The 24,891-nt window shown below is 43.4% G+C and carries 19 protein-coding genes and 3 tRNA genes; 8 read left to right on the top strand and 14 right to left on the bottom strand.

What is annotated here, in order from left to right:
• Positions 1–22: 22 nt before the first annotated feature.
• The 5 genes from alr to AO382_RS01815 form a co-directional block, all read right to left on the bottom strand.
• Positions 23–1,264 (bottom strand): alanine racemase, encoded by a 1,242-nt coding sequence (gene alr, locus AO382_RS01835; protein WP_064617652.1) that lies wholly within the window; start codon positions 1,262–1,264, stop codon positions 23–25.
• A 158-nt stretch (positions 1,265–1,422) separates the two neighbouring features.
• Positions 1,423–1,499, bottom strand: a tRNA-Asp gene (locus tag AO382_RS01830).
• A gap of 4 nt (positions 1,500–1,503) precedes the next feature.
• A tRNA-Val gene (locus AO382_RS01825) sits at positions 1,504–1,579 on the bottom strand.
• A 234-nt stretch (positions 1,580–1,813) separates the two neighbouring features.
• Entirely contained in the window at positions 1,814–2,527 is a 714-nt protein-coding gene (gene murU, locus AO382_RS01820; RefSeq protein WP_064617650.1) for an N-acetylmuramate alpha-1-phosphate uridylyltransferase MurU, read from the bottom strand.
• Positions 2,524–3,561: an aminoglycoside phosphotransferase family protein gene (locus AO382_RS01815; RefSeq protein WP_064617648.1), complete on the bottom strand. Its 1,038-nt coding sequence runs from the start codon at positions 3,559–3,561 to the stop codon at positions 2,524–2,526. Before AO382_RS01815 ends, murU begins: the two co-directional genes overlap by 4 nt.
• Before the next feature lie 291 nt (positions 3,562–3,852).
• Here AO382_RS01815 and AO382_RS01810 point away from each other — a divergent pair, with 291 nt between their 5' ends.
• Together AO382_RS01810 and AO382_RS01805 are read left to right on the top strand one after the other, a co-directional pair.
• Positions 3,853–6,645: an LPS-assembly protein LptD gene (locus AO382_RS01810; RefSeq protein ID WP_064617915.1), complete on the top strand. Its 2,793-nt coding sequence runs from the start codon at positions 3,853–3,855 to the stop codon at positions 6,643–6,645.
• A 140-nt stretch (positions 6,646–6,785) separates the two neighbouring features.
• Positions 6,786–8,090: a peptidylprolyl isomerase gene (locus AO382_RS01805; protein WP_064617646.1), complete on the top strand. Its 1,305-nt coding sequence runs from the start codon at positions 6,786–6,788 to the stop codon at positions 8,088–8,090.
• A 121-nt stretch (positions 8,091–8,211) separates the two neighbouring features.
• Here AO382_RS01805 and AO382_RS01800 read toward each other — a convergent pair whose 3' ends face one another.
• From AO382_RS01800 to msrB, 8 genes are all read right to left on the bottom strand, one after another.
• Positions 8,212–9,156, bottom strand: a complete 945-nt coding sequence (locus AO382_RS01800) for a LysM peptidoglycan-binding domain-containing M23 family metallopeptidase (RefSeq protein ID WP_064617644.1) — start codon at positions 9,154–9,156, stop codon at positions 8,212–8,214.
• A gap of 281 nt (positions 9,157–9,437) precedes the next feature.
• On the bottom strand, positions 9,438–9,800 hold the full coding sequence (locus tag AO382_RS01795; protein WP_064617642.1) for a SirB2 family protein: 363 nt from the start codon (positions 9,798–9,800) through the stop codon (positions 9,438–9,440).
• Between the two features lie 15 nt (positions 9,801–9,815).
• Entirely contained in the window at positions 9,816–10,292 is a 477-nt protein-coding gene (gene greA, locus AO382_RS01790; protein WP_064617640.1) for a transcription elongation factor GreA, read from the bottom strand.
• A 283-nt stretch (positions 10,293–10,575) separates the two neighbouring features.
• Positions 10,576–13,812: a carbamoyl-phosphate synthase large subunit gene (gene carB, locus AO382_RS01785; protein WP_064617638.1), complete on the bottom strand. Its 3,237-nt coding sequence runs from the start codon at positions 13,810–13,812 to the stop codon at positions 10,576–10,578.
• A 55-nt stretch (positions 13,813–13,867) separates the two neighbouring features.
• On the bottom strand, positions 13,868–14,377 hold the full coding sequence (locus AO382_RS01780; RefSeq protein WP_081261331.1) for an isoprenylcysteine carboxyl methyltransferase family protein: 510 nt from the start codon (positions 14,375–14,377) through the stop codon (positions 13,868–13,870).
• Between the two features lie 146 nt (positions 14,378–14,523).
• On the bottom strand, positions 14,524–14,682 hold the full coding sequence (locus AO382_RS10610) for a type II toxin-antitoxin system VapC family toxin (RefSeq protein ID WP_147286445.1): 159 nt from the start codon (positions 14,680–14,682) through the stop codon (positions 14,524–14,526).
• Positions 14,683–15,133: 451 nt separating this feature from the next.
• On the bottom strand, positions 15,134–16,342 hold the full coding sequence (carA, locus tag AO382_RS01775; protein ID WP_064617636.1) for a glutamine-hydrolyzing carbamoyl-phosphate synthase small subunit: 1,209 nt from the start codon (positions 16,340–16,342) through the stop codon (positions 15,134–15,136).
• A gap of 317 nt (positions 16,343–16,659) precedes the next feature.
• Positions 16,660–17,073 carry a peptide-methionine (R)-S-oxide reductase MsrB gene (gene msrB / locus AO382_RS01770; RefSeq protein WP_064617634.1) on the bottom strand — a complete coding sequence of 138 codons (414 nt, stop codon included), beginning with the start codon at positions 17,071–17,073 and terminating at the stop codon, positions 16,660–16,662.
• Positions 17,074–17,262: 189 nt separating this feature from the next.
• Between msrB and AO382_RS01765 the strand changes: the two genes are divergently transcribed.
• The 5 genes from AO382_RS01765 to maiA all read left to right on the top strand — a co-directional run bounded on the left by AO382_RS01765 (position 17,263) and on the right by maiA (position 23,303).
• Positions 17,263–18,852: an aminotransferase class I/II-fold pyridoxal phosphate-dependent enzyme gene (locus AO382_RS01765; protein WP_309544251.1), complete on the top strand. Its 1,590-nt coding sequence runs from the start codon at positions 17,263–17,265 to the stop codon at positions 18,850–18,852.
• A gap of 175 nt (positions 18,853–19,027) precedes the next feature.
• Positions 19,028–20,704: a nitrite/sulfite reductase gene (locus AO382_RS01760; RefSeq protein WP_064617632.1), complete on the top strand. Its 1,677-nt coding sequence runs from the start codon at positions 19,028–19,030 to the stop codon at positions 20,702–20,704.
• 66 nt (positions 20,705–20,770) lie between these two features.
• Entirely contained in the window at positions 20,771–21,148 is a 378-nt protein-coding gene (locus AO382_RS01755) for a DUF934 domain-containing protein (protein ID WP_064617630.1), read from the top strand.
• A 24-nt stretch (positions 21,149–21,172) separates the two neighbouring features.
• A complete protein-coding gene (gene cysG / locus AO382_RS01750) occupies positions 21,173–22,525 on the top strand; it encodes a siroheme synthase CysG (RefSeq protein WP_064617628.1) in 1,353 nt (450 codons plus the stop codon).
• 142 nt (positions 22,526–22,667) lie between these two features.
• Positions 22,668–23,303, top strand: a complete 636-nt coding sequence (gene maiA / locus AO382_RS01745) for a maleylacetoacetate isomerase (protein WP_064617626.1) — start codon at positions 22,668–22,670, stop codon at positions 23,301–23,303.
• 43 nt (positions 23,304–23,346) lie between these two features.
• On the opposite strand, the gene AO382_RS01740 is transcribed toward maiA, so the two are convergent.
• Positions 23,347–24,423, bottom strand: a complete 1,077-nt coding sequence (locus AO382_RS01740; protein WP_064617624.1) for a DUF475 domain-containing protein — start codon at positions 24,421–24,423, stop codon at positions 23,347–23,349.
• A 346-nt stretch (positions 24,424–24,769) separates the two neighbouring features.
• On the opposite strand from AO382_RS01740, the gene AO382_RS01735 reads away from it, so the two are divergent.
• Positions 24,770–24,854, top strand: a tRNA-Leu gene (locus AO382_RS01735).
• The last annotated feature ends 37 nt before the right edge of the window (positions 24,855–24,891 follow it).

The following is a 24,891-nucleotide window of genomic DNA, read 5'->3' as shown; positions in this document are numbered from 1 at the left end:
ACATCTTGTGCCATTTACCCTTTTAAGGCTTAATCACGCGAGGATTTGAGTTACCCCAAATGGTATAAAGATCCGCCAACAAAGCATCATTAATGCCTTCAATTTCACCTTGGCTGATTTGCGCCTTACCTTGGCGACCGTAGATCACCACCTCATCACCGATATTAACAGCTTGCCTAGTGATAATATCTGTCACATCCACCATCGTCGTATTCATCGATACCTTGCCCAATACTGGCGCGCGCATACCGCCAATCAGTACCACGCCTTTATTAGTGAATGCACGCCGATATCCATCTGAATAACCAAAAGGCAGATTCGCCAAATAAGAGTCGCGCTGCAAGGTATGCGTGCCATCATAGCCCACTGTTGAGCCTTTTGGATAAAATTGCACGCCTGCCACCTTAGTCTTAAAGCTCATGATCGGCTGATACGCAGGCTTAGCATCGATCGTGTCACCATAAATCAGCCCGCCTGGGCGAACCATATCCAAATGACTTTCGGGTACAGTGATGGTCGCAAAGGAATTGGCAGTGTGTAAAGTCAACTGGCTACGATCCAGTTTTGCTTCATTTATCAGCCAAGCGCTTTGCTCATTAAATCGAGCCAAACGCTCACGTACATAGTCTTCTTCTTCAAAAGCATAATGCGTCATAATGCCAGTCAGTTTCAGCGCTGATAACTTTGTAATGGCAAGCGCATCGGCTTTGCCTTGGGAGTTTTGGACATCCAGACCATTTCTATCCATGCCGCCACTGTTAAGCGATAAATGCACATTAAGCTGTTTACCATTTGCTGCAGCAAGCTCATTTAGTGCTTGGGCATGAGCCAGACTACCTGTAAGTTCAGTGACATCATATTCCAATGCAGTCTTAGCCTCATCTGTGCTTGCCAAGCGCACACGCATAATCACTCCCTGATAGCCATGTGCACGCGCGATTTTGGCTTCTTCGTTACTTGCAATACCAATACAAGGAACATTCAGCTTAATGATACTTGGCATCAACAAATCAATGCCATTACCATATGCATCCGCCTTCATGATGGCGCAAATTTTGGTTGAATCGGATAAATTGTGCTGCAAGCGCATGATATTATTTTCAAACGCTTTGACATCGATTTCAAGCCAAGCATTGGCTTTGGCGTGATTGACATAACTATAATCTTGATGTGCCTGCAAAATCGGTGCAGCTTGTGCGATACTGACGGCATTTAGCCCAAATAAAGCAGTGACTATGGCAAGTTTTAACGAAGAATATTTCATCGCAATTTCATCCTTAAATCATTCAAATAATAAAGCATTCATACAAAATAGATGCTGTGTTATTTTAAACAAAAATTAATACATCGCAAGCAGTTTTGATATTTTTATTTATAATACAAAAAAAATCCCAAGCCATAAAGACTTGGGATTTTGAGATATGGCGCAGCGGACGGGACTCGAACCCGCGACCCCCGGCGTGACAGGCCGGTATTCTAACCAACTGAACTACCGCTGCAATATGGTGGGTGGTAACGGGATCGAACCGCTGACCCTCTGCTTGTAAGGCAGATGCTCTACCAACTGAGCTAACCACCCTAAAATGTGTTTTTTCTTTAAACAGTTTACTGTGTTTAAGAAAAAGATTCGATACGGTGTCAAGGTATCAACATTTTAAGTTCTTAAACGACTTAGTGAGTGATGTCTCACTGTGTTCGTTCGTTGTGGTGCGTATTATATAGAATTTCACAGCAGTGTCAAATGCTTTTTGGGTGAAATTACCTGATATTTTGGATAAAGTTTATAAGTGATTGATATTTAATGGGTTATTTTTTAATTTTTACCATATTTATTTTGGATGTATGCCTCGGTTTCAGCGAGCCTATCAAGCGTGCCGACATCCATCCATTGATCGGTGATCCGCTCGCCGCTCACCAACTGCTGATTAATGGCAGATTTTAAATACGGCGCTAGCGGTGCGATCTGTCCTTGATCTAATGATGTTACCATCTTAGGTGACATCACACTGATCCCTGCAAAGGTCAATGCGCTATGACCATCACTTTTTAGGGTGACTGTGTCTTTGATTAATCCAAAGTCGCCCTCAGGGTGATGCTTAGGATTATCCACCAAAATCAGATGCGCCAACCTGTGATTAAGCTGATGACTCAGCAGCTGATCAAACTCAAACTCCGTCCAAACATCACCATTAACCAAAATAAATGGTGAATCATGCAGCAAGCCTTGATCCAAAGCAAACTTGATACCGCCGGCAGTCTCAAGCGGCTCACCCTGCTCAACAGAAAGCAAAATCTCAATGCCAAATTTTTGAGATAAATTGAGTGTCTTAAGTTCTGTGAGTAACACCTCAGATAGATAGCTGGTATTGATGACAATGCGGTGTACGCCTGCCGCCGCCAAGCGCTCGATGTGCCATTCGATCAATGGCTTGCTGGCAACCGGAATCAGCGGCTTAGGCTTTGTGAGCGTCAATGGGCGCATACGCGTGCCCTTGCCTGCCGCTAAGATCATTGCTTGCTCAATCATAATCCCTCCGAGTACCCAAACTTGGTGCGATAAGATGGCAGCACATTTACTTTAAGACACGCCATAAATTCACCATAGATTGACTCATTACCACGCTCAGATAGCCAAGACAACTCAGATAACAAGTCGCGCATCACCTTAGGGATATTGTCAAGGTAGCGATGCTTGCCATCACGCTCTGATAAGCGAATAAAAATTCCTAAGACTTTCAAATGACGCTGTACACCCATGATATTTGTTTGTGAAATGAATGTCCCCAAATCAACACTAGGCTTGATCAATTGATAAAATTCATGAATGCGCTTTTGGGCCCACGCTTCATCATAATCAATATATGCATCTCGCACTAGGCTGACCAAATCATAAGTATAAGCACCAATCACCGCATCTTGAAAATCAATCACACCAAGATGATCGCTGCCTTTATCCATCATCAGATTACGGCTGTGGTAATCGCGATGCACGATCACTTTGGGCTGCTTGCTGATCTGCGTGATGAGTGTTTTTTTTAAACTTTCCCATGTTTGGGCATCCTCCTTATTTAGCCCAATGCCTAAATAAGGTAAAAACCACTCGCTAAATAAGTCCATTTCTTGAGCGAGTTTTTCGTCACTGTACTTGGGTAAATCAGCGCCCTCAATCGTCTGCAGCTGAGCCAACGTCTTTAGGGCTTTGGTGTAATAGTCATCTTTTTTATCAGTATCTTTGGCGATCGCGTGAGCAAACTCCACCACCCCAAAGTCTTGCAAAAGTAAAAATCCCATCGCTTCGTCACGCGCCACGATGTCAGGCACATTCACCGTTTCGCTCATGATGTCCGCCACGTGGATAAACTCTTGGATGCTTTCTTTGTCAGGCGGTGCATCCATCAAAAGATACGTCATCTCGCGGCTGCCCTCCTCACCACTCGTCGGTAAATAAATGCGGTGGTAGCGACGAAAACTGGCATCTCCTGGCAAGCTCTCCACACGAAAGTCGGTTGCCAAATTTGCATTCAAAAACTCCATCATCTGAGTGTGGCGCGCATCGCTCATAAATTTTCTCAACGGTTGGTAATATCAAAGTGACAGTTTAGCGGATTTTGGTGGTTTAAACCAGTATCATAATGGAAAATAATCAAGCATTTGACAAACTTATCATTAAAACACTCAACCAAAAAATTGACCGCTCTATCAAGCATATGACCATGGTGTGATTGCAATTTCATCCACAAAACCGATAAAATAATCGCACCAAATGCTGAGAATGGTGTAAAATAGCAAAAATTTTATATTGATTTGTAAGGTTTAGCTGTGATTCGCTCTCGTATTCTTTCTGCCAGTTCAATGCACACCGCTCACCACCATCGCTCAAAGTCAAATTCGTATTTGACTGCCGCTATCCGTTATGCGCTGTTTGGTGCAGCCAGTTTGCCATTTGTGATGCCAACTTATGCAGAGATCAATACCAGTCGTTCACTCACAGTTGTTGGCGCAGACAGTGACATTAGCAAAGAAGATTTGCCTTATGCACCAGATGCCAAACCTACCGCTGCATCAGATCTAGATGCTGATCCACAAAGTATTGATGAGACGGCAAATGCTTTTGATGGCTTCGATCTTGAGGTCATCGCACAGCAAGCAGCCGAGCAAACTGGTGATCAAAAAAGCCAAAGCAATCATGAAATCAGCCAGCTGGATGCCTTTGCTGGTCAGCCAGATAATACAAATTCACAGACCGTCAAGCCACCTGCTGAGCATGCTACGCTCTCTGCCAGCAGAAGCTTAGCCAAATTAGCCGAAAACTATCACGCAAAACCCAGCTCAGATGCTCGCTGTCAAGGTGTGTGGATGCAGCCAATCCACCAAGCTGCACGTACAAATAACCCCGTTGCCCCAAGACTGGGTGAAAATGGCAATCCGCTTGCAGCAGGCAGTATTTTTGCTCAAGCGGATTATGGCTATTATGATGCCCAAACTTATGCCGAACTGTCTGGCAATGTCATTGTCGAACAAAACGGTCAGCGTGTGATGGCCGACAAGCTCACCTTAGATACCCAAACAGGGCAAGCCATTGCTTCAGGTCAAGTGCAGTTTAGTGATGGCAGCGCAAGCGATAACAGTACTGGCATTATCGGTGTAGCAGAAAACTTAGAATACCGTACGGACGGACAAACAGCAGTCGCGCAAGATGTTGCTTTTGCAAGTACCACCATTAACGCGCACGGTTACGCCAGTCAAATGGACAAGGTCAGCAGTAGTGAATATCAGCTTCAAGATGTCATGTTCACCACCTGCCCACCAACAGAACGCAAATGGTATTTAGATGCTGATAGCATTGATATCAATACCGACACAGGTCGTGCGATCGCCAAAAATACCACCCTGCGCATCAAAGAAGTGCCTGTATTTTACTTGCCGTACTTTAATTTCCCAATCGATGCTCGTCGCTCTTCTGGGTTTTTATTGCCATCAATGGGATTTGGTGCGTCAGACAGTTTTGAAATTAGTACGCCTTATTATCTGAATTTGGCACCAAATTATGATGCAACCATTACGCCAACTGTATTTACCAACCGCAATCCTATGCTGACTGGTGAATTTCGTTATCTGACCCAAGATTATGGATCAGGGGTGTTGACTGCTTCATATCTTCCAAAAGATCGTCAATATGATCATGAAGACCGTAGCCAAGTCAGATTTGATCACACCTGGCAGCCCAAGCAGTTTGATAAAATCACCACTTACGCACAATATCAATATGTCTCTGATGCCAGTTATTTATCAGATTTTGACACTTTAGGCATTGAGACCACCAAGCTAAATCTCCCAAGACGCATTGGCGCAAGCTTTTTGGATGAAAATGTCTCAGCTGACTTAAGATTTGAAGATTTTCAGCGCTTAGATGGCTTTAACTTAGATGGCACGCCAATCACAGACAAAGACAGACCCTATGCGCGCCTACCCCAGCTGTCAGTCAATTATCGCTTGCCTCGAACTTGGATGGGCACGCCCAGCGGTCTTGAGCTAAGCGGCATTCACAATTCAGCCTATTTCAAAAAATCCATTGAAGATAACTCTGAACCAGAAAAAAGCGGCGGCAGAATATTTAACCAATTCACAGCCAGTTACCCACTGCTGCGCTCGTGGGGATATTTCACACCTAAGCTTAGCTTGACGCATCTGTACGCCAACTATGATGAAGACAGCTTAGCCGACCAAAATCTCACCAAGCAAGACGGCAGCTATTCGGTATTTGCGCCAACGGTCAGCTTGGATGCTGGACTGTTCTTTGAAAAAGCAGGCGCGCCATTTGGCATGCGTCAAGATGCAGGTGGCTATCAAGTACTAACACCAAGATTACACTATACCTACACGCCTTTTAAAGATCAACACAATGTGCCAAATTTTGAGACAAAAATTGCACAGCTTAGCTATGAGCAGCTTTTGAACAATAACTGGTTTTTGGGTCATGATCGCATTCAAGATTTACACGCCATCACGCCTGCAGTCAGCTATCGTTATATAGACCAAACGGGTCGGACGCGATTTGAAGGTGGCGCTGCAGAACAGATCTTATTGGATGACACGCGTGTTGGTATCAATGACAGTGAAAACTATAGCAGCAGAAGCTCTGGTTTGGCATGGCAAGCCAGCCTACAGCCGAAAGATAATTTATGGTTTGATGCATCGGGTTCATTTAGAACCAATTATGATTTGAGTAGCATTGTGGCACAAATTCGCTATCGTCCAAGTGATCGTAAGTTATTTAACCTAGGTATTGTAAAAAGAAAAGAAAATCGTGAGTTTAATCAAGCCGCCCTATCGGCATATACCGCTTCTGCCGTTTTTCCGATCAATAATCGCTGGCGTGTGATGGGGCAGCTACAATACGACTACAACCTAGATTATGTCATGGATTCTTTGGTGGGTCTTAATTATGAAGACTGCTGCTATGGCTTATCGATCTATGCAAGACGCTATCGTGATGCCTTCAATCCGCACTTATCACCAAATACGGCAATGATGGCAGAAGTTCGCCTAAATGGCATCGGTGGCGGTGGTCGCTTGAATCGACTTTTGAGCGAGAAAGTTATGGGCTACGATCAAGTCCAAAATGCTTGGCAGCGCGACTATTAAGTATGCAGCCATGCCAAAAACAGTTTAAATTAACACTAATTATCAGCAAGTTTTTGGCGTGGTTTGACGCTAAGACAGACAAATGCTAAACTTTACGCATTTAAGTTAATATTTTATTATTCACAATTAAGGATTATCCAATGCAAGGTAAATTTATCATCAAAGCTTTAACCGCTGCTGTCATCAGCTGCACAAGCCTTGTGTCACAAGCATCAATCAGCGGAAACAGTCATGACGGCATTGTCGCTGTTGTCAATGATGAAATTATTTTAAAAAGTGAGCTCAATCAAGCCACTGAGTTGGTCGCAGCTGAAATTCAAAAAAACGGCGGCAATGTCACCCAAGATCAAGCACAAACGCTGGCTTTAGATGAGCTGATTAATGAAAAACTTCAGCTTGCCATCATTAATCGTGCCGGCGTCGTTCCAAATGACGCTGTGATCAATCAGCAGTTACTACAAATTGCTCAGTCTCAAGGCTTGAATAGTTTATCAGAGTTTCAATCCAGACTTGATGCCGAGCGTGCAGGCAGTTATGCTGCGTTGCGTGCAAACTTAATTCAAGATGCCGCCATACAAGCATTATGGCAAAATCAGATTCAAAGCCGTGTACGCATTACCGACGATCAGATTGACGCATTTTTAAAGAGCCCTGAATCAGCGCGCTTAAATCAAGTTCAGTACCGCCTTTTGCATATTCGTGTGCCTTATCTTGACAATACCGCCAGTGAGCAAAACCGCCAGCAAGCTGCTTTGGTTGCTGAGCGTGTTAAGTCCTCTTTAGATGCTGGCATGAATTTGGATCAAGCCATGCAAAATGCTCGTGGTAACTACACCCCCGAGCTCCAAGGTGCCGATACTGGATTGATCAATGTGGTTGCCCTGCCGCCAGCCATTGCTGCCGAAGTAGATAAGCTTGACATCGGACAAACATCGGCGCCGATCGCTACCTCAGGCGGTATTGACATTGTCAAAGTGGTAAATAAACAACAGCAAAACCAAGTCATCGTGCCAGAATGGCAAACCAGCCATATTTTAGCTCGAATTGATGATAATCAAAGCAGCGGTATCGCTGAACAAAAAATCAATGCCATTTATCAGCAATTACAGCAAGGCGCTGATTTTGAAACTTTGGCAGCGACTTATTCAGATGATGCAGGTTCAGCATCTGAGCGTGGCAGTTTGGGCTGGGTTAATGAAGGCGACATGGTACCGGAGTTTGAAGCTGTAATGAAAAATACAGCACAGGGTGATTTTTCCATCCCATTTCGCTCTCAATTTGGCTGGCATATCTTAAAAGTCAATGACGTTAGACAACGTGATGTCACCGAGCAATATCGTCGTAACGCTGCGCGCGAATATTTGTTCTCGCGACGCGCCCCACAGGCTCAAGAAGACTGGTTACAAGAGTTACGCTCGAGCGCTTATATCAAAATTTACGAATAAATAAAAAACACCGAAGATTTAATCTTCGGTGTTTTTTAAGGTCATTAAAATTATCTTAGCAGTTTAAGTCAGGCTAACTTGATGGATTTTTCAATATTTCAGTTAGCCTGGCATCTGGCAGCTATTTAAGCACTGTCAATGGATCAACATAAACGCCATTTCTAGAAATTCTAAATTCAAATAGTGCCGCACCGCTTGGCTGATTTTTCATACTTGCAATACGCTGACCGGTGCGCACCGTATCGCCGGCGCTGACTTGAGCGTCTTTGATATGAATATAGCTGGACACAAAGCCATTGGTATGCTGAATCACGATACTGGCTCCATCCATGTTGCGATCAGCCTGGATCACCGTCCCTGCATTACTGGCATTGATTACATCCCCATCTCGTCCAGAGAACCACATGCCATTACTGGTAACAGTTGAGCCTGCCACTGTCGCTGTACCAAAGCGTCGAACCACTGGATTGGTCGCACCAACAGGATAGCGAAACTGCATCACCCCTGAGCTACCAGTGGCAAATGGTGCTTCTGTCACTGGTGGGACAACTGGTGCTGGCTGCTGAACCACGGGCGGAGTTGGCGTGGTTTTCTGTACCACAACAACAGGCGGCGTGGGTTTTTGTACGACAGGATGCTGCTGCACTGGTGGTTTGCTTGACTGAATCACCACAGGCGTAGGTTTGTGAGCGGTATTCACACCAGAGCTAATACTACGCTCACGCACTTTAAGATCACCTGACCATAAAGTCAGCCACTGACCTGTATAAATAGTATAACTGCTATTTAGATGATTAATGTGTCCAATCTCACGCCAATTTAATCCATAGCGCTGAGCGATCTTACTGACAGTATCACCCTGTTTGACTTGATAGCGATTTGGTACGCCCTTGCTGTCTGTGATGACTTGCGAACCCATCCCTGAACCACCTGAGCTTGACGCACTGTTATAAGTTGGCTTACTGGCACATCCCGCCAAAATGCAAGTGGTGATCACACCAAAAACCAAGCCCAAGCGCTTGATAGGTCTTTGGGTTTGTGAATTGATTACTATCGTCACAGTCATACTCCAGTACTGATTATTAATTAAGCAGATTTGGCAAATCATTTTGCCCAAATTTTAAACGACAAATGCCCTATTGTAACATGGGAGCAGTTAACACAATACCCACAATAATTGAGCTTTTGTATTTTTTTGTCAAAGTTTTTTGCCAAAATGTAAATAATCAGCCGAATATACTTTATAAGATTTTAAAGTAAATATGACAACTCAATGATTATCAAATAAAAACGACTAAAAAACTTTAGCCGTTTTAACTGTAAAGTCAGATAAATTCAGATGACTTATCAAAATAGCGTTGGCTTAGTAATCGCCAACACAATAATACCCACATAAGCCACCGAAGCGATCATCAGCCCTGCTTTGGCTTGAGATGGGGCATTGGTATAATGACGCTGTGCCTTAATGGTGGCGGACGCAGCAACAATCAGTAAAATCAACTTGGCAAGCGCCCAGTGCTGAACACCTGCAACCTGATAAATCTGCCAAACCAATCCCAATCCAGTCAAGACAACCGCTGTGTAGAAGACATGGTTTAAGATTTTGATGGCATTTGATACTTTTGGCGCTTTACCCATAAACATGGGCAGGGCTTGAAATATGAAAATCAATAGCACAATAATCGCCAAAAGCATGTGTAAATGTTTCATAAAAATCTCTAATGATTACGCATAAATCACTTCCAAAATCTCAAACTCAGCCAGTCCGCTGGGCGTTTGGATTTTGGCTTCATCCCCTTCAGATTTACCGATAAGACCACGGGCAATTGGAGAGTTGACTGAGATTTTACCTGCTTTAAAGTCCGCTTCATCATCGCCAACAATTTTATAGCGGCGCTCAGCACCATCATCCATATTCTCAAGCACAACCGTCACCCCAAAAACCACACGACCATCTTGAGGCAGTTTAGTTGGATCAATGACCTGAGCGCCGCCAAGTTTGGCTTCAATATCTCTGATGCGCGCTTCGCACAAGCCTTGCTGCTCGCGTGCGGCATGATATTCGGCATTTTCTTTGAGATCGCCATGCTCACGCGCTTCTGCGATCGCTGTGGTAATGCGCGGGCGCTCAACGGTTTTTAGCTGTTTTAGCTCATCTTCAAGCGCCTTGTGCCCTTCGGGCGTCATTGGATAACGTTGCATAATTTTCCTTTCAATGTTCATGATTTAAATCAATTTAAGTCAATTCATTAAACATTAACTCAAAAAATCATTTAAATACAAATATTAAGAATGTAAAAAAACTTGCCAAATACAATATCTGGCAAGATTTTGTTAAATTAGATTTAGTTAGGTATTGTACTGGGTTTTAGAAAAAATGCAAGCGCAATTTGGCAAATGCTCTAAAGCGCAAAGACACAGTTATACCAAGCAAAACAAATTTGCCCAGCGCAAAAGCTTGAGCAAATTTGTTCCAAAACCCTTCTTAGGCGTGCAAATCTTGCAGCTTATAAACATCAAACGGCAAAGTGACTTGATAGGCTTTACATACCGCTTGTGCCGCACTGATGGTAGTGACATAGAATATCTTAGCTTGCAACGCACTTCGGCGAATCAAGAAAGAATCTTCTTGGGCTTGCTTACCTTCAGTGGTATTGACCACCAAATGGATTTCACCATTTTTGATCATATCCACAATGTGCGGACGCCCTTCATTGACTTTATTAATGCGCTCACACTCAATGCCTGCCTCAGCAAGTACGCGCTGCGTACCGCCTGTAGCAACCAATTTAAAGCCGTAGTCAAGCAGCTGCTGAGCAACTGAAGGCAAATTCTTCTTATCGCTGTCGCGCACCGATAAAAACGCCTTTTTAATCTCACCATCAACGGGCAGACCAGGCAGGCGCTCATTTGAGCCAATCACCGCCTTATAGAACGCCTCACCAAATGTCTTGCCGACACCCATCACTTCGCCTGTAGATTTCATTTCTGGACTTAGGATCGGATCCACACCTGGGAATTTGGCAAATGGGAAAACAGCTTCTTTGACTGAATAATGACTTGGTACAATCTCTTTGGTAAATCCTTGCTCAGCAAGCGACTTACCCGCCATACAACGTGCTGCAATCTTAGCCAAAGAAGCGCCAATACACTTAGAAACAAAAGGCACCGTACGGCTAGCACGTGGATTGACCTCAAGGATATAAACGGTGTTGTCTTTGATGGCGTACTGCACGTTCATCAATCCAACCACGCCAAGCTCTTTTGCCATCGCAATCGTTTGCTCACGAATTTGGTCTTGAATGTCTGCACTCAATGAGTATGGCGGCAAGCTGCACGCTGAGTCACCTGAGTGCACACCTGCTTGCTCAATGTGCTGCATGATGCCACCGATGACCACTTCTTTACCATCCGATACACAGTCAACATCCACTTCGATGGCATCATCCAAGAAACGATCAAGCAGCACTGGCGCTTCATTGGATGCTTGGACTGCCTCTCGCAGATAGCGCTTTAGCTCATCTTCATTATATACGATTTCCATCGCGCGACCGCCCAATACGTATGATGGACGCACCACCAAAGGGTAGCCAACCGATTGCGCCTTGACGATGCCGTCTTCGCTACTGGTAGCCAGTGCGTTAGGCGGCTGATTCAGATTCAACTGATGAATCATATGCTGAAAACGTTCACGGTCTTCGGCGCGGTCGATGGCATCAGGACTGGTGCCGATGATTGGGGCACCCGCTTCTTCTAGGGCACGCGCAAGTTTTAGCGGAGTTTGACCGCCGTACTGCACGATCACGCCTTTTGGTTTTTCGGTACGAATGATCTCAAGCACATCTTCAAGCGTAACGGGTTCAAAATACAAGCGATCAGAAGTGTCATAATCGGTTGAGACGGTCTCTGGATTACAGTTGACCATGATGGTCTCATAGCCATCTTCTCGCATTGCCAAAGCAGCATGAACACAGCAATAGTCAAACTCAATACCCTGTCCAATACGGTTTGGTCCACCACCAATGACCATGATCTTGTCTTTGTCACTTGGACGCGCTTCACATTCTTCATCATAGCTTGAGTACATATAGGCAGTCGAAGTCTCAAATTCGGCAGCACACGTGTCCACGCGCTTATAGACAGGATACACGCCCAAATCCCAACGCTGTTTGCGCAGCTGTTTTTGGCTGATGCCCATCAGATTAGCAATGCGCAAGTCGCTCATGCCTTTACGCTTAAATTGGCGCAGATTTTCAGCAGTCAAGCCGCCAAAGCCAAGCGCTTTGATTTGTGCTTCAACTGTTACGATATCTTGGATCTGCACCAAGAACCATTTATCAATTTTGGTGTATTTAAAGACATCATCCAAGCTCATGCCATGACGAAACGCCTCGGCAATATAAAAAATACGGTCTGGCGTAGGGATGCTTAAGCGGTTCTTAATTTCGCTTTCAATGGTTTCAGCTGATTTACCCTCAAGCTCTAAAAGTTCATCAAAACCTGTTGCGCCCGTCTCAAGACCTCGCAATGCTTTTTGTATGGACTCTTGGAAATTGCGACCAATCGCCATCACCTCGCCCACAGATTTCATTTGAGTGGTAAGTGTTTCTTCAGCTTGTGGGAATTTTTCAAAGTTAAAACGTGGAATCTTGGTAACGACATAGTCAATCGACGGCTCAAAGCTGGCAGGCGTCTTACCACCTGTGATGTCATTATTAAGCTCATCAAGTGTATAGCCGACGGCAAGCTTGGCGGCGATTTTAGCAATCGGGAAACCTGTCGCCTTAGATGCCAATGCCGATGAACGGCTCACGCGAGGGTTCATCTCGATGACGACCATGCGACCATTTTCAGGATTAATGCCAAACTGTACGTTTGAGCCGCCCGTTTCGACGCCAATCTCACGCAATACAGCGATCGATGCGTTACGCATGAGCTGATACTCTTTATCCGTCAAAGTCTGCGCAGGGGCAACTGTGATGGAATCACCCGTATGCACACCCATTGGATCAAAGTTTTCGATAGAGCAGACAATGATGCAGTTGTCATTTTTATCACGCACCACTTCCATTTCGTACTCTTTCCAACCGATCAAGCTTTCATCAATGAGCAGCTGATGCGTTGGCGATAAATCAAATCCGCGCTCACAAATTTCCACAAACTCTTCACGATTATAGGCAATACCACCGCCAGAGCCGCCCATGGTAAATGAAGGACGAATAATCACAGGGAAGCCAAAACGCGCTTGGATCTCAAGTGCCTGCTCCATGGTTTCTGCAATATCGGCACGCGGACATTCAAGTCCAATTTTTTTCATTGCTTTATCAAACAGCTCGCGATCTTCTGCTTTTTCGATGGCATCTTTGGTCGCGCCAATCAGCTCACAGCCATATTTGGCAAGCACGCCATGCTTATCAAGATCAAGTGCGCAGTTAAGCGCTGTCTGACCACCCATTGTTGGCAAAATGGCATCAGGACGCTCTTTGGCAATAATCCCCTCAACGGTCTGCCAGGTAATCGGTTCAATATAAGTGGCATCAGCCATGGACGGGTCGGTCATGATGGTGGCAGGATTTGAGTTTACCAAAATCACCCGATAGCCTTCTTCTTTTAAGGCTTTGCAGGCTTGGGCGCCTGAATAGTCAAATTCACAGGCTTGCCCGATGACAATGGGGCCTGCCCCGATGATAAGAATGGATTTAATGTCGGTACGCTTTGGCATGGTGGCTCTCTTTGTTGATAAATTATTGATAAATTTTTTTGATTGATAAAATGGGTTAAAAAAGTGTTGCCATCGCTTGTTCTTCTTGACGGATACGCTTAAATAAGACCAGCAAATAAATGGGCAAGCCAATCAATAACACATACCACGCTTGGCATAATAAGGCGATGCCAATTAATTCAGGTATGATGTTTAAAAAATAATTGGGGTGGCGAAATGTTTTAAATAACCACGAACGATTAATCTGATGTTCTGGTAAAATATAGATTTTAACCGTCCAAATCTCCCCCAACTGCTTGATAATCAACGCCAATATCACAAATGAAGCCGTCACCATCAGCGTGCCAATCAAGGATATGCCATTAAAAGCAGTGTCAAAAATCCATACCGAGATAAAACACGCCAAATAATAAAGCGTATGAACCACCGCAAGCACCGTGGAATTGGTTTTTCCGTATTGTGTCGCCCCTTTGGCAATTAAGGCTTTTTCATGTTTAATGGAGACGGCTAAAAATAACAGTCTGATGATAAAAAATAGGATTAAAATGCTTAAAATCATTGTCATTGATGTTTTTTCCGAAATATAATTAAATTGTCATGCCATATAAACAATTCTCATAAGTCCACGCCACAATCTTGTTATCCTTGTTATCATCATTGTTTTCATAAAATGACTTCAACGATGTTTTTTTCGCCAAAAACCAATTTTGTTCAAGGCTTAGGTTGATTTTGAAACCCTGTCAAAACTTCAGCTCTGGTAATGGCAGAAATATAACATAATTTGTGATTTTTCTTAATAAAGTTGGTTGCTTGACTGATATTATTAAAATGGTCAATTAAGATAACAGAATCTAATAAATATTTTTTCATATCTATTCCCATACTGTCCGTAATTTATCTTGAAACACCAAGCCATCACCATGTTGCCAAGTGCCTTTGGTTTTTTCTAATAATTGAAATAACTCATTATCATCACTATTTTCTTTGGCATTTTTTTTGTAAAAATTCTACCTATAACTTTTCAGTCATTTCATCAAAAGAAACATCATGTTTGGCAGTATAAGCAAACATTTGACTAATGACTTTGTCTGAAATATTAACAACTAATTGGCTCATATTTTTCTTCTTTAAAAAGAGTTTTTTAAGGTTTACATTTTCTCATAAATCTCTTTTGGCGACTCATATTATAAAAATAAGCAATATGTCCTAACACTTTTGCAATAACACCTTGTACAGGTCTTCTATATATCAACTCTGATGATGTTTTATGGATATGAATTTACCTGTTTTTGCCGTAGAAATATTCCATTTAAATTACAAATTAAGATTTAAACTTCTGCATCTCTACCACAAATCTATCAAACAGCACCGCGCAATCATGCGGTCCTGGGCTTGCTTCAGGGTGACCTTGGAAACTAAACGCAGGATGATTGGTCAGCTCAATGCCTTGGTTTGAGCCATCAAACAATGAACGATGCGTTGGGCGAACATGCTCAGGTAAAGTCTCTTCATCCACACAAAAACCATGGTTTTGTGAGGTGATCATCACTGTACCATCTGCCAGATTTTGGACAGGATGGTTGGCACCATGATGACCGAATTTCATCTTAATGGTCTTAGCACCGCTGGCCAATGCCAGTAGCTGATGACCAAGACAAATGCCAAAGATAGGAATCTGGGTCTGAGTGATCACATGGCGAATCGCCTCAATGGCATAGGTACAAGGCTCAGGATCGCCAGGTCCATTTGATAGGAAAATCCCATCAGGATTATGCTTCAAAACATCTTGGATTGGCGTGGTGGCAGGCACAACCGTCACATGGCAGCCACGATCTACCAGCATACGCAAGATATTGGTTTTTACCCCAAAGTCATACGCCACGATATTAAACTGTTTTTCAATATCCACCCCAAGCTTGGCAAATCGCCCGCCTGTTTCGGTTGTCTTGGCGTTACGACCATCATTGGCAAGCTCCCAAGAGCCTTCAGTCCACTCATAACCTTCTTGATCACAGCAGACTTTTGCCAAATCTTGACCTTTCATGCTCGGCGCTGAGCGTGCCAATTCTACCGCTCGCGCTTCATCAATCTCACCTTGTTCATCAGCTGTCATGATACAGCCATTTTGAGCACCTGTGGTGCGCAGTAGTGTGGTGAGTCGGCGCGTATCAATGTCAGCGATTGCCACCACATTGTGCTCATTGAGATACTCAGACAGCGAGCCTGTAGCGCGAAAATTGCTGTGCAAAAGCGGCAAATCACGGATAATCAAGCCAGTTGCCCAAACTTTATGAATGCGGCCAGATTCAGAATCTTCTTCATTGCAGCCAGTATTACCGATATGCGGATAGGTCAAAGTAACCATCTGACCTGAGTAACTGGGATCGGTCAAAATTTCTTGATAGCCCGTCATGGCAGTATTAAATACCACTTCGCCAACGGTACTGCCTGCTGCGCCAATGCTTACACCACGAAAAATCGTGCCATCAGCGAGTGCCAAAACGGCTTTTTTTGTTGTTTGAGCTGTCATGAATTTCACCCGAATTTTTTATTAGAATTAAACTTTTATGTGATAAAATCTTATAGATTAAATTGGCGTTTACCAAATTTTAGATAAAATTTTTTAGCGGTTGGCCGCCAAAAAACTCATCGCTATTGCTTGATTTTGCCCACAAAAAAGCGAATGATTAAAACAAATAACTCACCCTGCGTCTCTGCCAAGATAAAGTTATGTGGATTCATAATCACTCGCTCATCATAGATTTTGCTTATTATATATAAAAAAATACAAAAAATCTATATTCTGAGCAAAATTTTTAGTCAGAATATTACCACATTAAGATCGCTTTAGGCTTCATCGAGCACAACTGCTGCCGAATTAATGCAATATCTTAGCCCAGTGTCGGTTACATGATTATCCGGAAAAACATGACCTAAATGTCCGCCACAGTGATGGCAGGTCACCTCAATGCGGCGCATCCCATGCGATAAATCCAGCGTTTCATCAACGACATTATCGCCGATGGCTTTGTCAAAGCTTGGCCAACCGCAGCCTGAATGAAACTTAGCACTACTATCAAAAAGCGGTGAATGACAGCCCTTACAGCGATAAATACCCTCCACTTCGGTATCGGTATAAAGTCCTGTAAAAGCTTGCTCGGTGCCTTTTTGTCTTAGAACATAATATGACAAATCATCCAAGCGATTTTGCCAATCTGTCTCACTCATCGTATTTATCACGGCTTTGTCAAGCGGATTCATCACTCACTCCTTAAAATTTTTTGAAAAAATGCTTTACTGATCAATTTAGGATGATACATTGCAAGATTTACTTGCATAAAAAATCATCTTAATACACCAATTTAATACACCAATAAATTTTGTAAAGTATAACTTGCAATTCATCACTTTATCACATAAAATAATCTTCACACTTAAGGATATATTAGCATGAATGACCCACAAAATACCATCACAGAACAAGGCTTACGGCTAAAATTACGGCGAAAAGCTTTGGGGTTATCCGCCGAAGCTCTAGCCGTCAAGATGAGCGAGCTTGGCGCGCCTGTCAGTCGCGGTGCAATCGCTAATTGGGAATGCGGTAAAAATGGCATCGTCATGAGCAAATTACCCATATTAGCGGCAGCTTTGGGCGTCAGTGAAAGTTATCTTGTGAGCGGTGACTCAACCCCACAGGCACCTGAGCAACAACCCATTAATGAAATTCACCCAAAATCAACTCTCATCAAACCACAGCCTGATCAGATCTTTGTTACTTTGCCATCGGAATACACCATCATGCCCCAAACCAAGCCCTTAAAAAAATCCAATAAACTTGCCAATGTCTGCTACGATATTCGCGGTGAGCTACTACAAACTGCCAATCGCATGGAAGCTGAAGGTCAGCGAATCATTAAGCTCAACATCGGCAATCCTGCCCCTTTTGGGCTATTAGCTCCTGAAGAAATTGTTCGTGATGTGGCGCTGAATTTACCTGAAGCGTCTGGTTATTCTGACTCTCAAGGGATTTTTTCTGCCAGAAAAGCGATATTACAATATTATCAAGGTAAGGGGCTATTATCTGCGATAGATGTCAATGATGTTTATATCGGTAATGGTGTCAGTGAATTGATTGTCATGACCATGCAGGCGCTACTTGATGACGATGATGAGATTTTAATTCCAATGCCTGATTATCCTTTGTGGACGGCAGCGGCAAATTTAGCAGGCGGTAAAGCGGTACATTATCGCTGTCTTGAAGATGATAATTGGCAACCAGACCTAAAAGATATTGAAAACAAAATCACATCACGCACCAAGGGCATTGTCATCATTAACCCCAATAATCCAACAGGTGCGGTCTATACTGATGAAATCCTAAAAAGCATTGCTGCACTTGCCAAAAAATATGATTTGGTGATTATGGCGGATGAAATTTATGACCGCATTTTATATGATGGCGTCACACATACCCCCATGTGTACGATCACAAATGATTGTTTGGTTTTAACCTATAATGGGCTATCCAAGTCACATCGCATTGCAGGCTATCGTGCAGGCTGGCTGATGGTTTCGGGCAAAAAACACCATGCCACCGATTTTATTGAAGGGCTGACCATGCTGGCAAGTATGCGTCTGTGTGCCAATGTTCCCGCCCAATACGCCATCCAAACAGCCATGGGCGGCTATCAATCAATGCAAGCTTTGACCGCACCGACAGGACGCTTATATAAGCAGCGTAATTTAGCGGTTGAGCGTCTGAATGCCATCAAAGGCATCAGCTGCACCATGCCCCAAGGTGCATTTTATTGCTTTGCTAAGATTGACCGTGAGATCTACCCTATCGATAATGATATGAAATTTATGATGGATCTACTCATTGAAGAGAAAGTATTGATAATCCAAGGTACAGGATTTAACTGGGATCAGCCCGATCATTTCCGAGTCGTATTTTTACCAAACCTCATTGATTTAGAAGATGCCATGGACAGATTGGATCGTTTTTTTGCCAAAAAGCGTCGAGAATTTGGAACAAATTAACCCATCAGTCATGATAAAAACGCCCCTGCTTTATATGGGGCGTTTTTATCATGACTGGTCATGGCGATAATATCCCCAAAATCACTACCCATATTCCATTTTTGCATTTAAATTTTTGGCATCAAACACTTAACATAATGCAAAACAAATCAGCTAAGCCAAATAGGATATGTGAATGTACCAATACAGCTATGCCGACCAAAAGCTCGTCGATGAGCGGGTGTCACAATTTCGCAGCCAAACTGAACGCTTTTTATCAGGTGAGCTGCCTGAAGAGCAATTTTTACCTTTGCGTCTGCAAAATGGTCTTTATATTCAGCGTCATGCGCCAATGCTGCGTATTGCGATTCCTTATGGCTTAATGAGCAGTCATCAGCTGCGTACTTTGGCAGAGATTGCGCGTGATTATGATAAAGGTTATGGGCATTTTACCACACGCACCAATTTACAACTAAATTGGGTGAAACTTGAAGAAGTGCCTGATATTCTAGCCAAATTGGCTGCCAATCAAATGCACGCCATCCAAACTTCAGGCAACTGTATTCGTAACACCACCACCGATCCTTATTCTGGCATTCATGCTGATGAGATTGCCGATCCGCGCCCTTATTGCGAGATCATCCGTCAGTGGAGTACTTTTCATCCTGAATTTGCCTTTTTACCACGCAAATTTAAAATTGCCGTCATCGGTACAAAAACCGACCGCGCAGCCACACAAGTGCATGACATCGGTCTGCACTTGGTGGAGCGTGACGGTGAAATCGGTTTTGAGGTCATTGTCGGCGGCGGCTTAGGTCGCACACCGATCATCGGTAAGCTGATCAATGAATTTTTACCGCGCAGGCATTTACTTAGCTATCTTGATGCCATTTTGCGTGTTTATAACTTGGAAGGTCGCCGCGATAATAAATATAAAGCTCGCATCAAGATTTTGGTGGAAAGCTTGGGTAAAGATGTCTTCGCCCAAAAAGTCAATGATGAATGGCAATCTTTAAAAGATGGCGACTTGACATTAACTGATGCGCACTTCGCCAAAGCCGAAAGCTATTTTACCACGCCTGCTTATGAGCAAATTGATGGCTTGGCAGCGCAAGCAAAGCTAGATGAGTTCTTAGCTGACAAGGCTTTTCGTGATTGGTATGAGCACAATACCGTCGCCCATAAAATCAATGGCTATAAAGCCGTTGTCATCTCATTAAAGGCTGGCGTTGTTGATGGTGTGTATGTGCCTGCAGGCGACATCACCGATACGCAAATGTTTGCGCTGGCGGATTTGGCAGATGAATACAGCTTGGGTGAAATTCGCGCCACACACCAACAAAACTTAGTGCTCGGCGATGTCAAAGTCACCGACCTATACGCACTTTGGCAAAAATTAAGCGCGCTTAACCTTGCGCGCGCCAATATCGGCACTTTGACCGACATGATCGTCTGCCCTGGTTTTGATTATTGTGCGCTTGCTAATGCCACCACGCACAATATTGCAGAATCCATCGAAAAACAGTTCGATGACTTAGATTATCTGTATGACTTAGGTGATATCCGCTTGAATATGTCAGGCTGTATGAATGCTTGCGCTCACCACCATGTGGGTGATATCGGCATTCTAGGCGTTGATAAAAAAGGCGAGCACTGGTATCAAATCAGCCTAGGCGGCAATTCAGGCGAGAATGCCAAATTGGGTCAAATCCTAGGGCGCGCTGTAGCCGCTGACGAAGTTGCCCAAACCATCGCCACCATTGTTGATGTCTATAAAAATGAGCGCATTGAAAGTGACGAGCATATCGAAAGCTTTGCTCAAGCTGTTGAAAGACTTGGCATAGCACCCTTCAAAGCAGCCGTATTTAGCTAATTAGCTAATTAGCTAATCAAATTTATAAAATATTATAACAGATAGGTTATGTGTTAAGGATAAATAATGAGTACAATCAAAGTTGATCGACATGCCAACTCAGAGCCCGCTGAGCTTGATCTAAGCCAAGCGCTCACGGCTGACGCTACACCTGATGATATCGAAGCCGCCATCGCTGATCAAGAGCGCCTTGTTTTTGTGGTTGCCAACTTCATGGACGGTCGCGTCTTTAGCTTGATTCGCCATGCCAGACACCAAGGCTTTCAAGGTGAGATCATTGTAGGCGGTGAGTTCGCTCTTGATCAAGCCAATTACTTTATCAAATCTGGTGCAACGGCTTTTTTGGTGAACGAAGCAAATGTTGAGACGCTGACTAAAACCTTACAGGATCTGGCGACAGGTTATGATGGCGAATCGGTTAATCGTTTGCCATTGTTTAGATAATATTAAAATAATAAAGTGAGCGTTATGAAGACTTTGCCATTATTTTTTAACTTAAACAATAAAACTGTGCTGATTATCGGTGGGGGTGATATCGCCCACCGAAAAGCACTCTTAATGGCAAAAGCTGAAGCGCGACTTATGGTCATTGCTAAGCATTTTGATGACGAGTTTTTAAATTTTTTACAGTCCAATCATCATCAAGCTCATCAAAAATCCTTTGAGCCAACCGATCTTAACGAGTATAAGCCTGCGTTAGTCATCGGTGCAACTGATGATCATGAGACCAATCTAAGCATTTATCATGCGTCAAAAGCGCACGGCGTGCCAGTGAATATCGTCGATACGCCTGATCTGTGCGATTATATTTTCCCTGCCATTGTCGATCGAAGCCCGATCATGATCGGCGTATCTAGCAACGGTAAAGCGCCTGTGCTTGCTCGCTTGATTAGAGCCAAAATTGAATCGTCATTACCCAGTCGCTTAGGAGAGCTTGCACACAAGGCGGGCGAGTTTCGCCAAACTGTCAAAAACACTCTCCCCACCATCACCGAGCGGCGATATTTTTGGGAGTCAATTTTTAAGCGTGTCTTAAAAGATGAAAAAATCAACTCGCTCAGTGATGAGCTTAATCAATTTAAAAATGCCAATAATCACTCAGGTGAAGTCTATATCGTCGGCGCAGGTGCAGGCGATCCAGATTTACTGACTTTTAAGGCGCTAAGACTCATGCAACAGGCAGACATCGTACTGTATGATGCATTGGTGTCGAATGAGATTTTGGAGCTGTGCCGCCGTGATAGCCAAAAAATCTTTGTGGGCAAAAAAAGAAAAGACCACGCCAAAACCCAAGATGAAATCAATCAATTATTGGTTGATTATGCCAAAAAAGGTCATCGCGTGTTGCGCCTAAAAGGTGGCGATCCGTTTGTCTTTGGGCGCGGCGGCGAAGAGATGCTTGCTTGCCAAGCTGCCAATATTCCCTATCAAATTGTCAGCGGGATTACAGCTGCTTTGGCGGCGGGTAGTTATTCGGGCATACCGCTGACACATCGCGGTGTCGCAACTTCTGTACGATTTTTGACCGGCTGTTATCAGACCAACGAAGCCTTTGATGGTCTAATAAGCGCTTATCAAACTGATGAAACGTTGGTTTTTTATATGGGTTTACACGCGCTTAATAAAATTGTCGATTCTTTGATTGGCTCTGGTCTACCAAGCGATTTGCCCATCGCCATCATCTCAAATGCCAGCTTGCCCACCCAACAAGTATTGACGGGCACACTGACAGATATTATTGATAAAAAAGATAAATCTGGTATCAGCGCGCCTGCCATCATCATTGTTGGTCGTGTGGTGGATTTGTACCAGCCACAATAACCCAAATTGACATCCAATTTTAAATGGAGAATGTCAGGCTTGGTTGATTTATATTGATAAATTCATCAATATCAGCAATAATAAAAATCCAGATGGATAAGTTTATCACAATTAATGAACAACCTAAAAAAGGATTTGGAATTTGGCGACTTTGCACACTTATTTTCGCAGCTCGGCTGCTTATCGGGTACGCATTTTTTTGGCACTCAAAGGTCTGGAGTATCAAAAGGCGTTTGTTAATCTAAGACAGGGGCAGCAGACCGCAGAAGACTATCAACAAATCAATGCTCAAGGACTAATTCCTACTTGGGAGGATGATTCTGGGAGCTATAGCCAGTCTCTTGCCATCATGCTACTTCTTGAGGATAAATATCCCACACCCGCCCTATTGCCCAGCGATCCTGCCAAAAAAGCTCAGGTTTTAAGCGTCGTGCAGCACATCGCTTGTGATATTCATCCGCTGAATAATTTAAGAGTACTCAATTATCTAAAAAACACACTTCACTTGGGTGCTGCTGCCGTTGATGATTGGTACGCACATTGGATACAGCTTGGCTTTGATGCCTTAGAGACAATATTAAGCCAAACAGCAGGCCGATATTGCTTTGGCGATACGCCGACCTTCGCTGATTGTTTTTTAATTCCTCAAATGTACAACGCCATTCGCTTTAATGTGGATCTGAGCGCCTATCCGACACTTCGGCGGATTTATGAATATGCCAACACTCAGCCTGCCTTTATTGCTGCGATGCCCGAAAACCAAGAAGATGCTGTTTAATTATTAATTTAATAAAAAAGCCAGTAAGATACTGGCTTTTTTATTAATCATTGGCATGTCTTTTATTGTATTGAATCGAATTAAATACTGACAACACAATAAATGCCACGCCAATCAATCCAGTGATAATCTCAGGCACATGGAAGCGTGTCGATAGCAACATGATGATAGCGAGCGCCCCAATGGCATAATGTGCGCCGTGCTCCAAATAAATAAAGTCACTCAAAGTCCCTTTATCTACCAAATAAATCGTCATAGAGCGTACAAACATCGCACCGATCGCCAAACCAATCATAATCACAATCACATCATTCGTGATGGCAAAAGCACCAATGACGCCATCAAAACTAAAAGATGCATCAAGCACTTCAAGATATAAAAAGCCTGCAATGCCACCCTTTAGGATTGTGGACGACACGCCAGCGGTATTTGTTATCTTATGACCGTTTGCGTCATATACGGCTTCCTCATCGTCACTATCACCCTCTAGGAGAGCCGATAGTACACTCACGCCCAAATAGACCAAAATCCCCCAAATGCCTGCAACCATGACAACGCCTTGCTTTGCTTCTTCTACCCAGCTCATAGAGATCATCAAAACAACCAGCGCAACAAACACACTCATGGCGTCCACTTTACTAAACTTGACCAAGCGAGACTCTAGCCACTTAAACCAATGTACATCCTTATCGCCAAACATGAAATTTAAGAACACCAGTAATAAAAACATCCCCCCAAATGCTGAGATTTCGGCATGATGTGCATTAAGATGCTCGGCATACTGGACTGGATTATTCAGTGCCAGATGAATCACCTCGCCCATACCCAAATTGGCAGTTACTGCGACGATGGCGATTGGAAATATCAATCGCATCCCAAAAACTGCGATCAAAATACCGACGGTCAAAAAAATCTTTTTCCAAAAATCATTCCAACCCTTTAAAATAGAGGCATTCACCACGGCATTATCAAATGATAATGAAATCTCCATGATTGCCAAAATTGCTGTAATACCCAGTGCTAAAAACATCTCAGAGATGCCACCATGGCTATACCCCCACCATGCTGCAATCACCAAACAGACAAAAGTGAAAATGATATCAAATAAAAAATGTCGCATAACTGCCTTTATATTATATTAAAAATAATTATTTAGATTGTATTAAAAATAATTCTTTAGATTGTGTTAAAAATAATTGTCAAAAAAATCGCCCAGAGAACATCACTACCGAGCGACAGGATTTGCCATTGACTCAAGAATAATTATACCGCTAAATTCCGTACCAATCAATCGACGAATATGTCAGATCCATCATCAATACCAGCAATACCACGATGACTTGTCAAAATCAATCATAACAATATGTCAAATCCCTGAAAAAATAAAATTTGCATAAAATGCTTGTCAAATGATAAAAATCCGCTATAATAGCACGCACAAAATAGTAATGCTTATAACCAAATTTGGGGACGTGGCGAAATTGGTAGACGCACTGGATTTAGGTTCCAGCGCCGCAAGGTGTGAGAGTTCGAGTCTCTCCGTCCCCACCATTTTTTAAAAAACCTTGCCGATTGGCAGGGTTTTTTA

It is taken from the genome of Moraxella catarrhalis, from assembly GCF_001656295.1.
Lineage (GTDB): Bacteria > Pseudomonadota > Gammaproteobacteria > Pseudomonadales > Moraxellaceae > Moraxella > Moraxella veridica.
The sequence above is the reverse complement of the archived record's forward strand: the minus strand, read 5'-3'. Positions and strand labels throughout refer to the sequence as shown.

What these genes read in the sequence shown, in the direction of transcription:
- greA (WP_064617640.1), bottom strand. Translation starts at nt 10,292, where the DNA reads ATGCAACGTTATCCAATGACGCCCGAAGGGCACAAGGCGCTTGAAGAT.
- AO382_RS01780 (WP_081261331.1), bottom strand. Translation starts at nt 14,377, where the DNA reads ATGACAATGATTTTAAGCATTTTAATCCTATTTTTTATCATCAGACTG.
- AO382_RS01740 (WP_064617624.1), bottom strand. Translation starts at nt 24,423, where the DNA reads ATGCGACATTTTTTATTTGATATCATTTTCACTTTTGTCTGTTTGGTG.
- AO382_RS01795 (WP_064617642.1), bottom strand. Translation starts at nt 9,800, where the DNA reads ATGAAACATTTACACATGCTTTTGGCGATTATTGTGCTATTGATTTTC.
- AO382_RS01805 (WP_064617646.1), top strand. Translation starts at nt 6,786, where the DNA reads ATGCAAGGTAAATTTATCATCAAAGCTTTAACCGCTGCTGTCATCAGC.
- carB (WP_064617638.1), bottom strand. Translation starts at nt 13,812, where the DNA reads ATGCCAAAGCGTACCGACATTAAATCCATTCTTATCATCGGGGCAGGC.
- AO382_RS01765 (WP_309544251.1), top strand. Translation starts at nt 17,263, where the DNA reads ATGAATGACCCACAAAATACCATCACAGAACAAGGCTTACGGCTAAAA.
- alr (WP_064617652.1), bottom strand. Translation starts at nt 1,264, where the DNA reads ATGAAATATTCTTCGTTAAAACTTGCCATAGTCACTGCTTTATTTGGG.
- cysG (WP_064617628.1), top strand. Translation starts at nt 21,173, where the DNA reads ATGAAGACTTTGCCATTATTTTTTAACTTAAACAATAAAACTGTGCTG.
- AO382_RS01755 (WP_064617630.1), top strand. Translation starts at nt 20,771, where the DNA reads ATGAGTACAATCAAAGTTGATCGACATGCCAACTCAGAGCCCGCTGAG.
- murU (WP_064617650.1), bottom strand. Translation starts at nt 2,527, where the DNA reads ATGATTGAGCAAGCAATGATCTTAGCGGCAGGCAAGGGCACGCGTATG.
- AO382_RS01810 (WP_064617915.1), top strand. Translation starts at nt 3,853, where the DNA reads ATGCACACCGCTCACCACCATCGCTCAAAGTCAAATTCGTATTTGACT.
- AO382_RS01815 (WP_064617648.1), bottom strand. Translation starts at nt 3,561, where the DNA reads ATGAGCGATGCGCGCCACACTCAGATGATGGAGTTTTTGAATGCAAAT.
- carA (WP_064617636.1), bottom strand. Translation starts at nt 16,342, where the DNA reads ATGACAGCTCAAACAACAAAAAAAGCCGTTTTGGCACTCGCTGATGGC.
- AO382_RS10610 (WP_147286445.1), bottom strand. Translation starts at nt 14,682, where the DNA reads ATGAAAAAATATTTATTAGATTCTGTTATCTTAATTGACCATTTTAAT.
- msrB (WP_064617634.1), bottom strand. Translation starts at nt 17,073, where the DNA reads ATGAATCCGCTTGACAAAGCCGTGATAAATACGATGAGTGAGACAGAT.
- AO382_RS01760 (WP_064617632.1), top strand. Translation starts at nt 19,028, where the DNA reads ATGTACCAATACAGCTATGCCGACCAAAAGCTCGTCGATGAGCGGGTG.
- AO382_RS01800 (WP_064617644.1), bottom strand. Translation starts at nt 9,156, where the DNA reads ATGACTGTGACGATAGTAATCAATTCACAAACCCAAAGACCTATCAAG.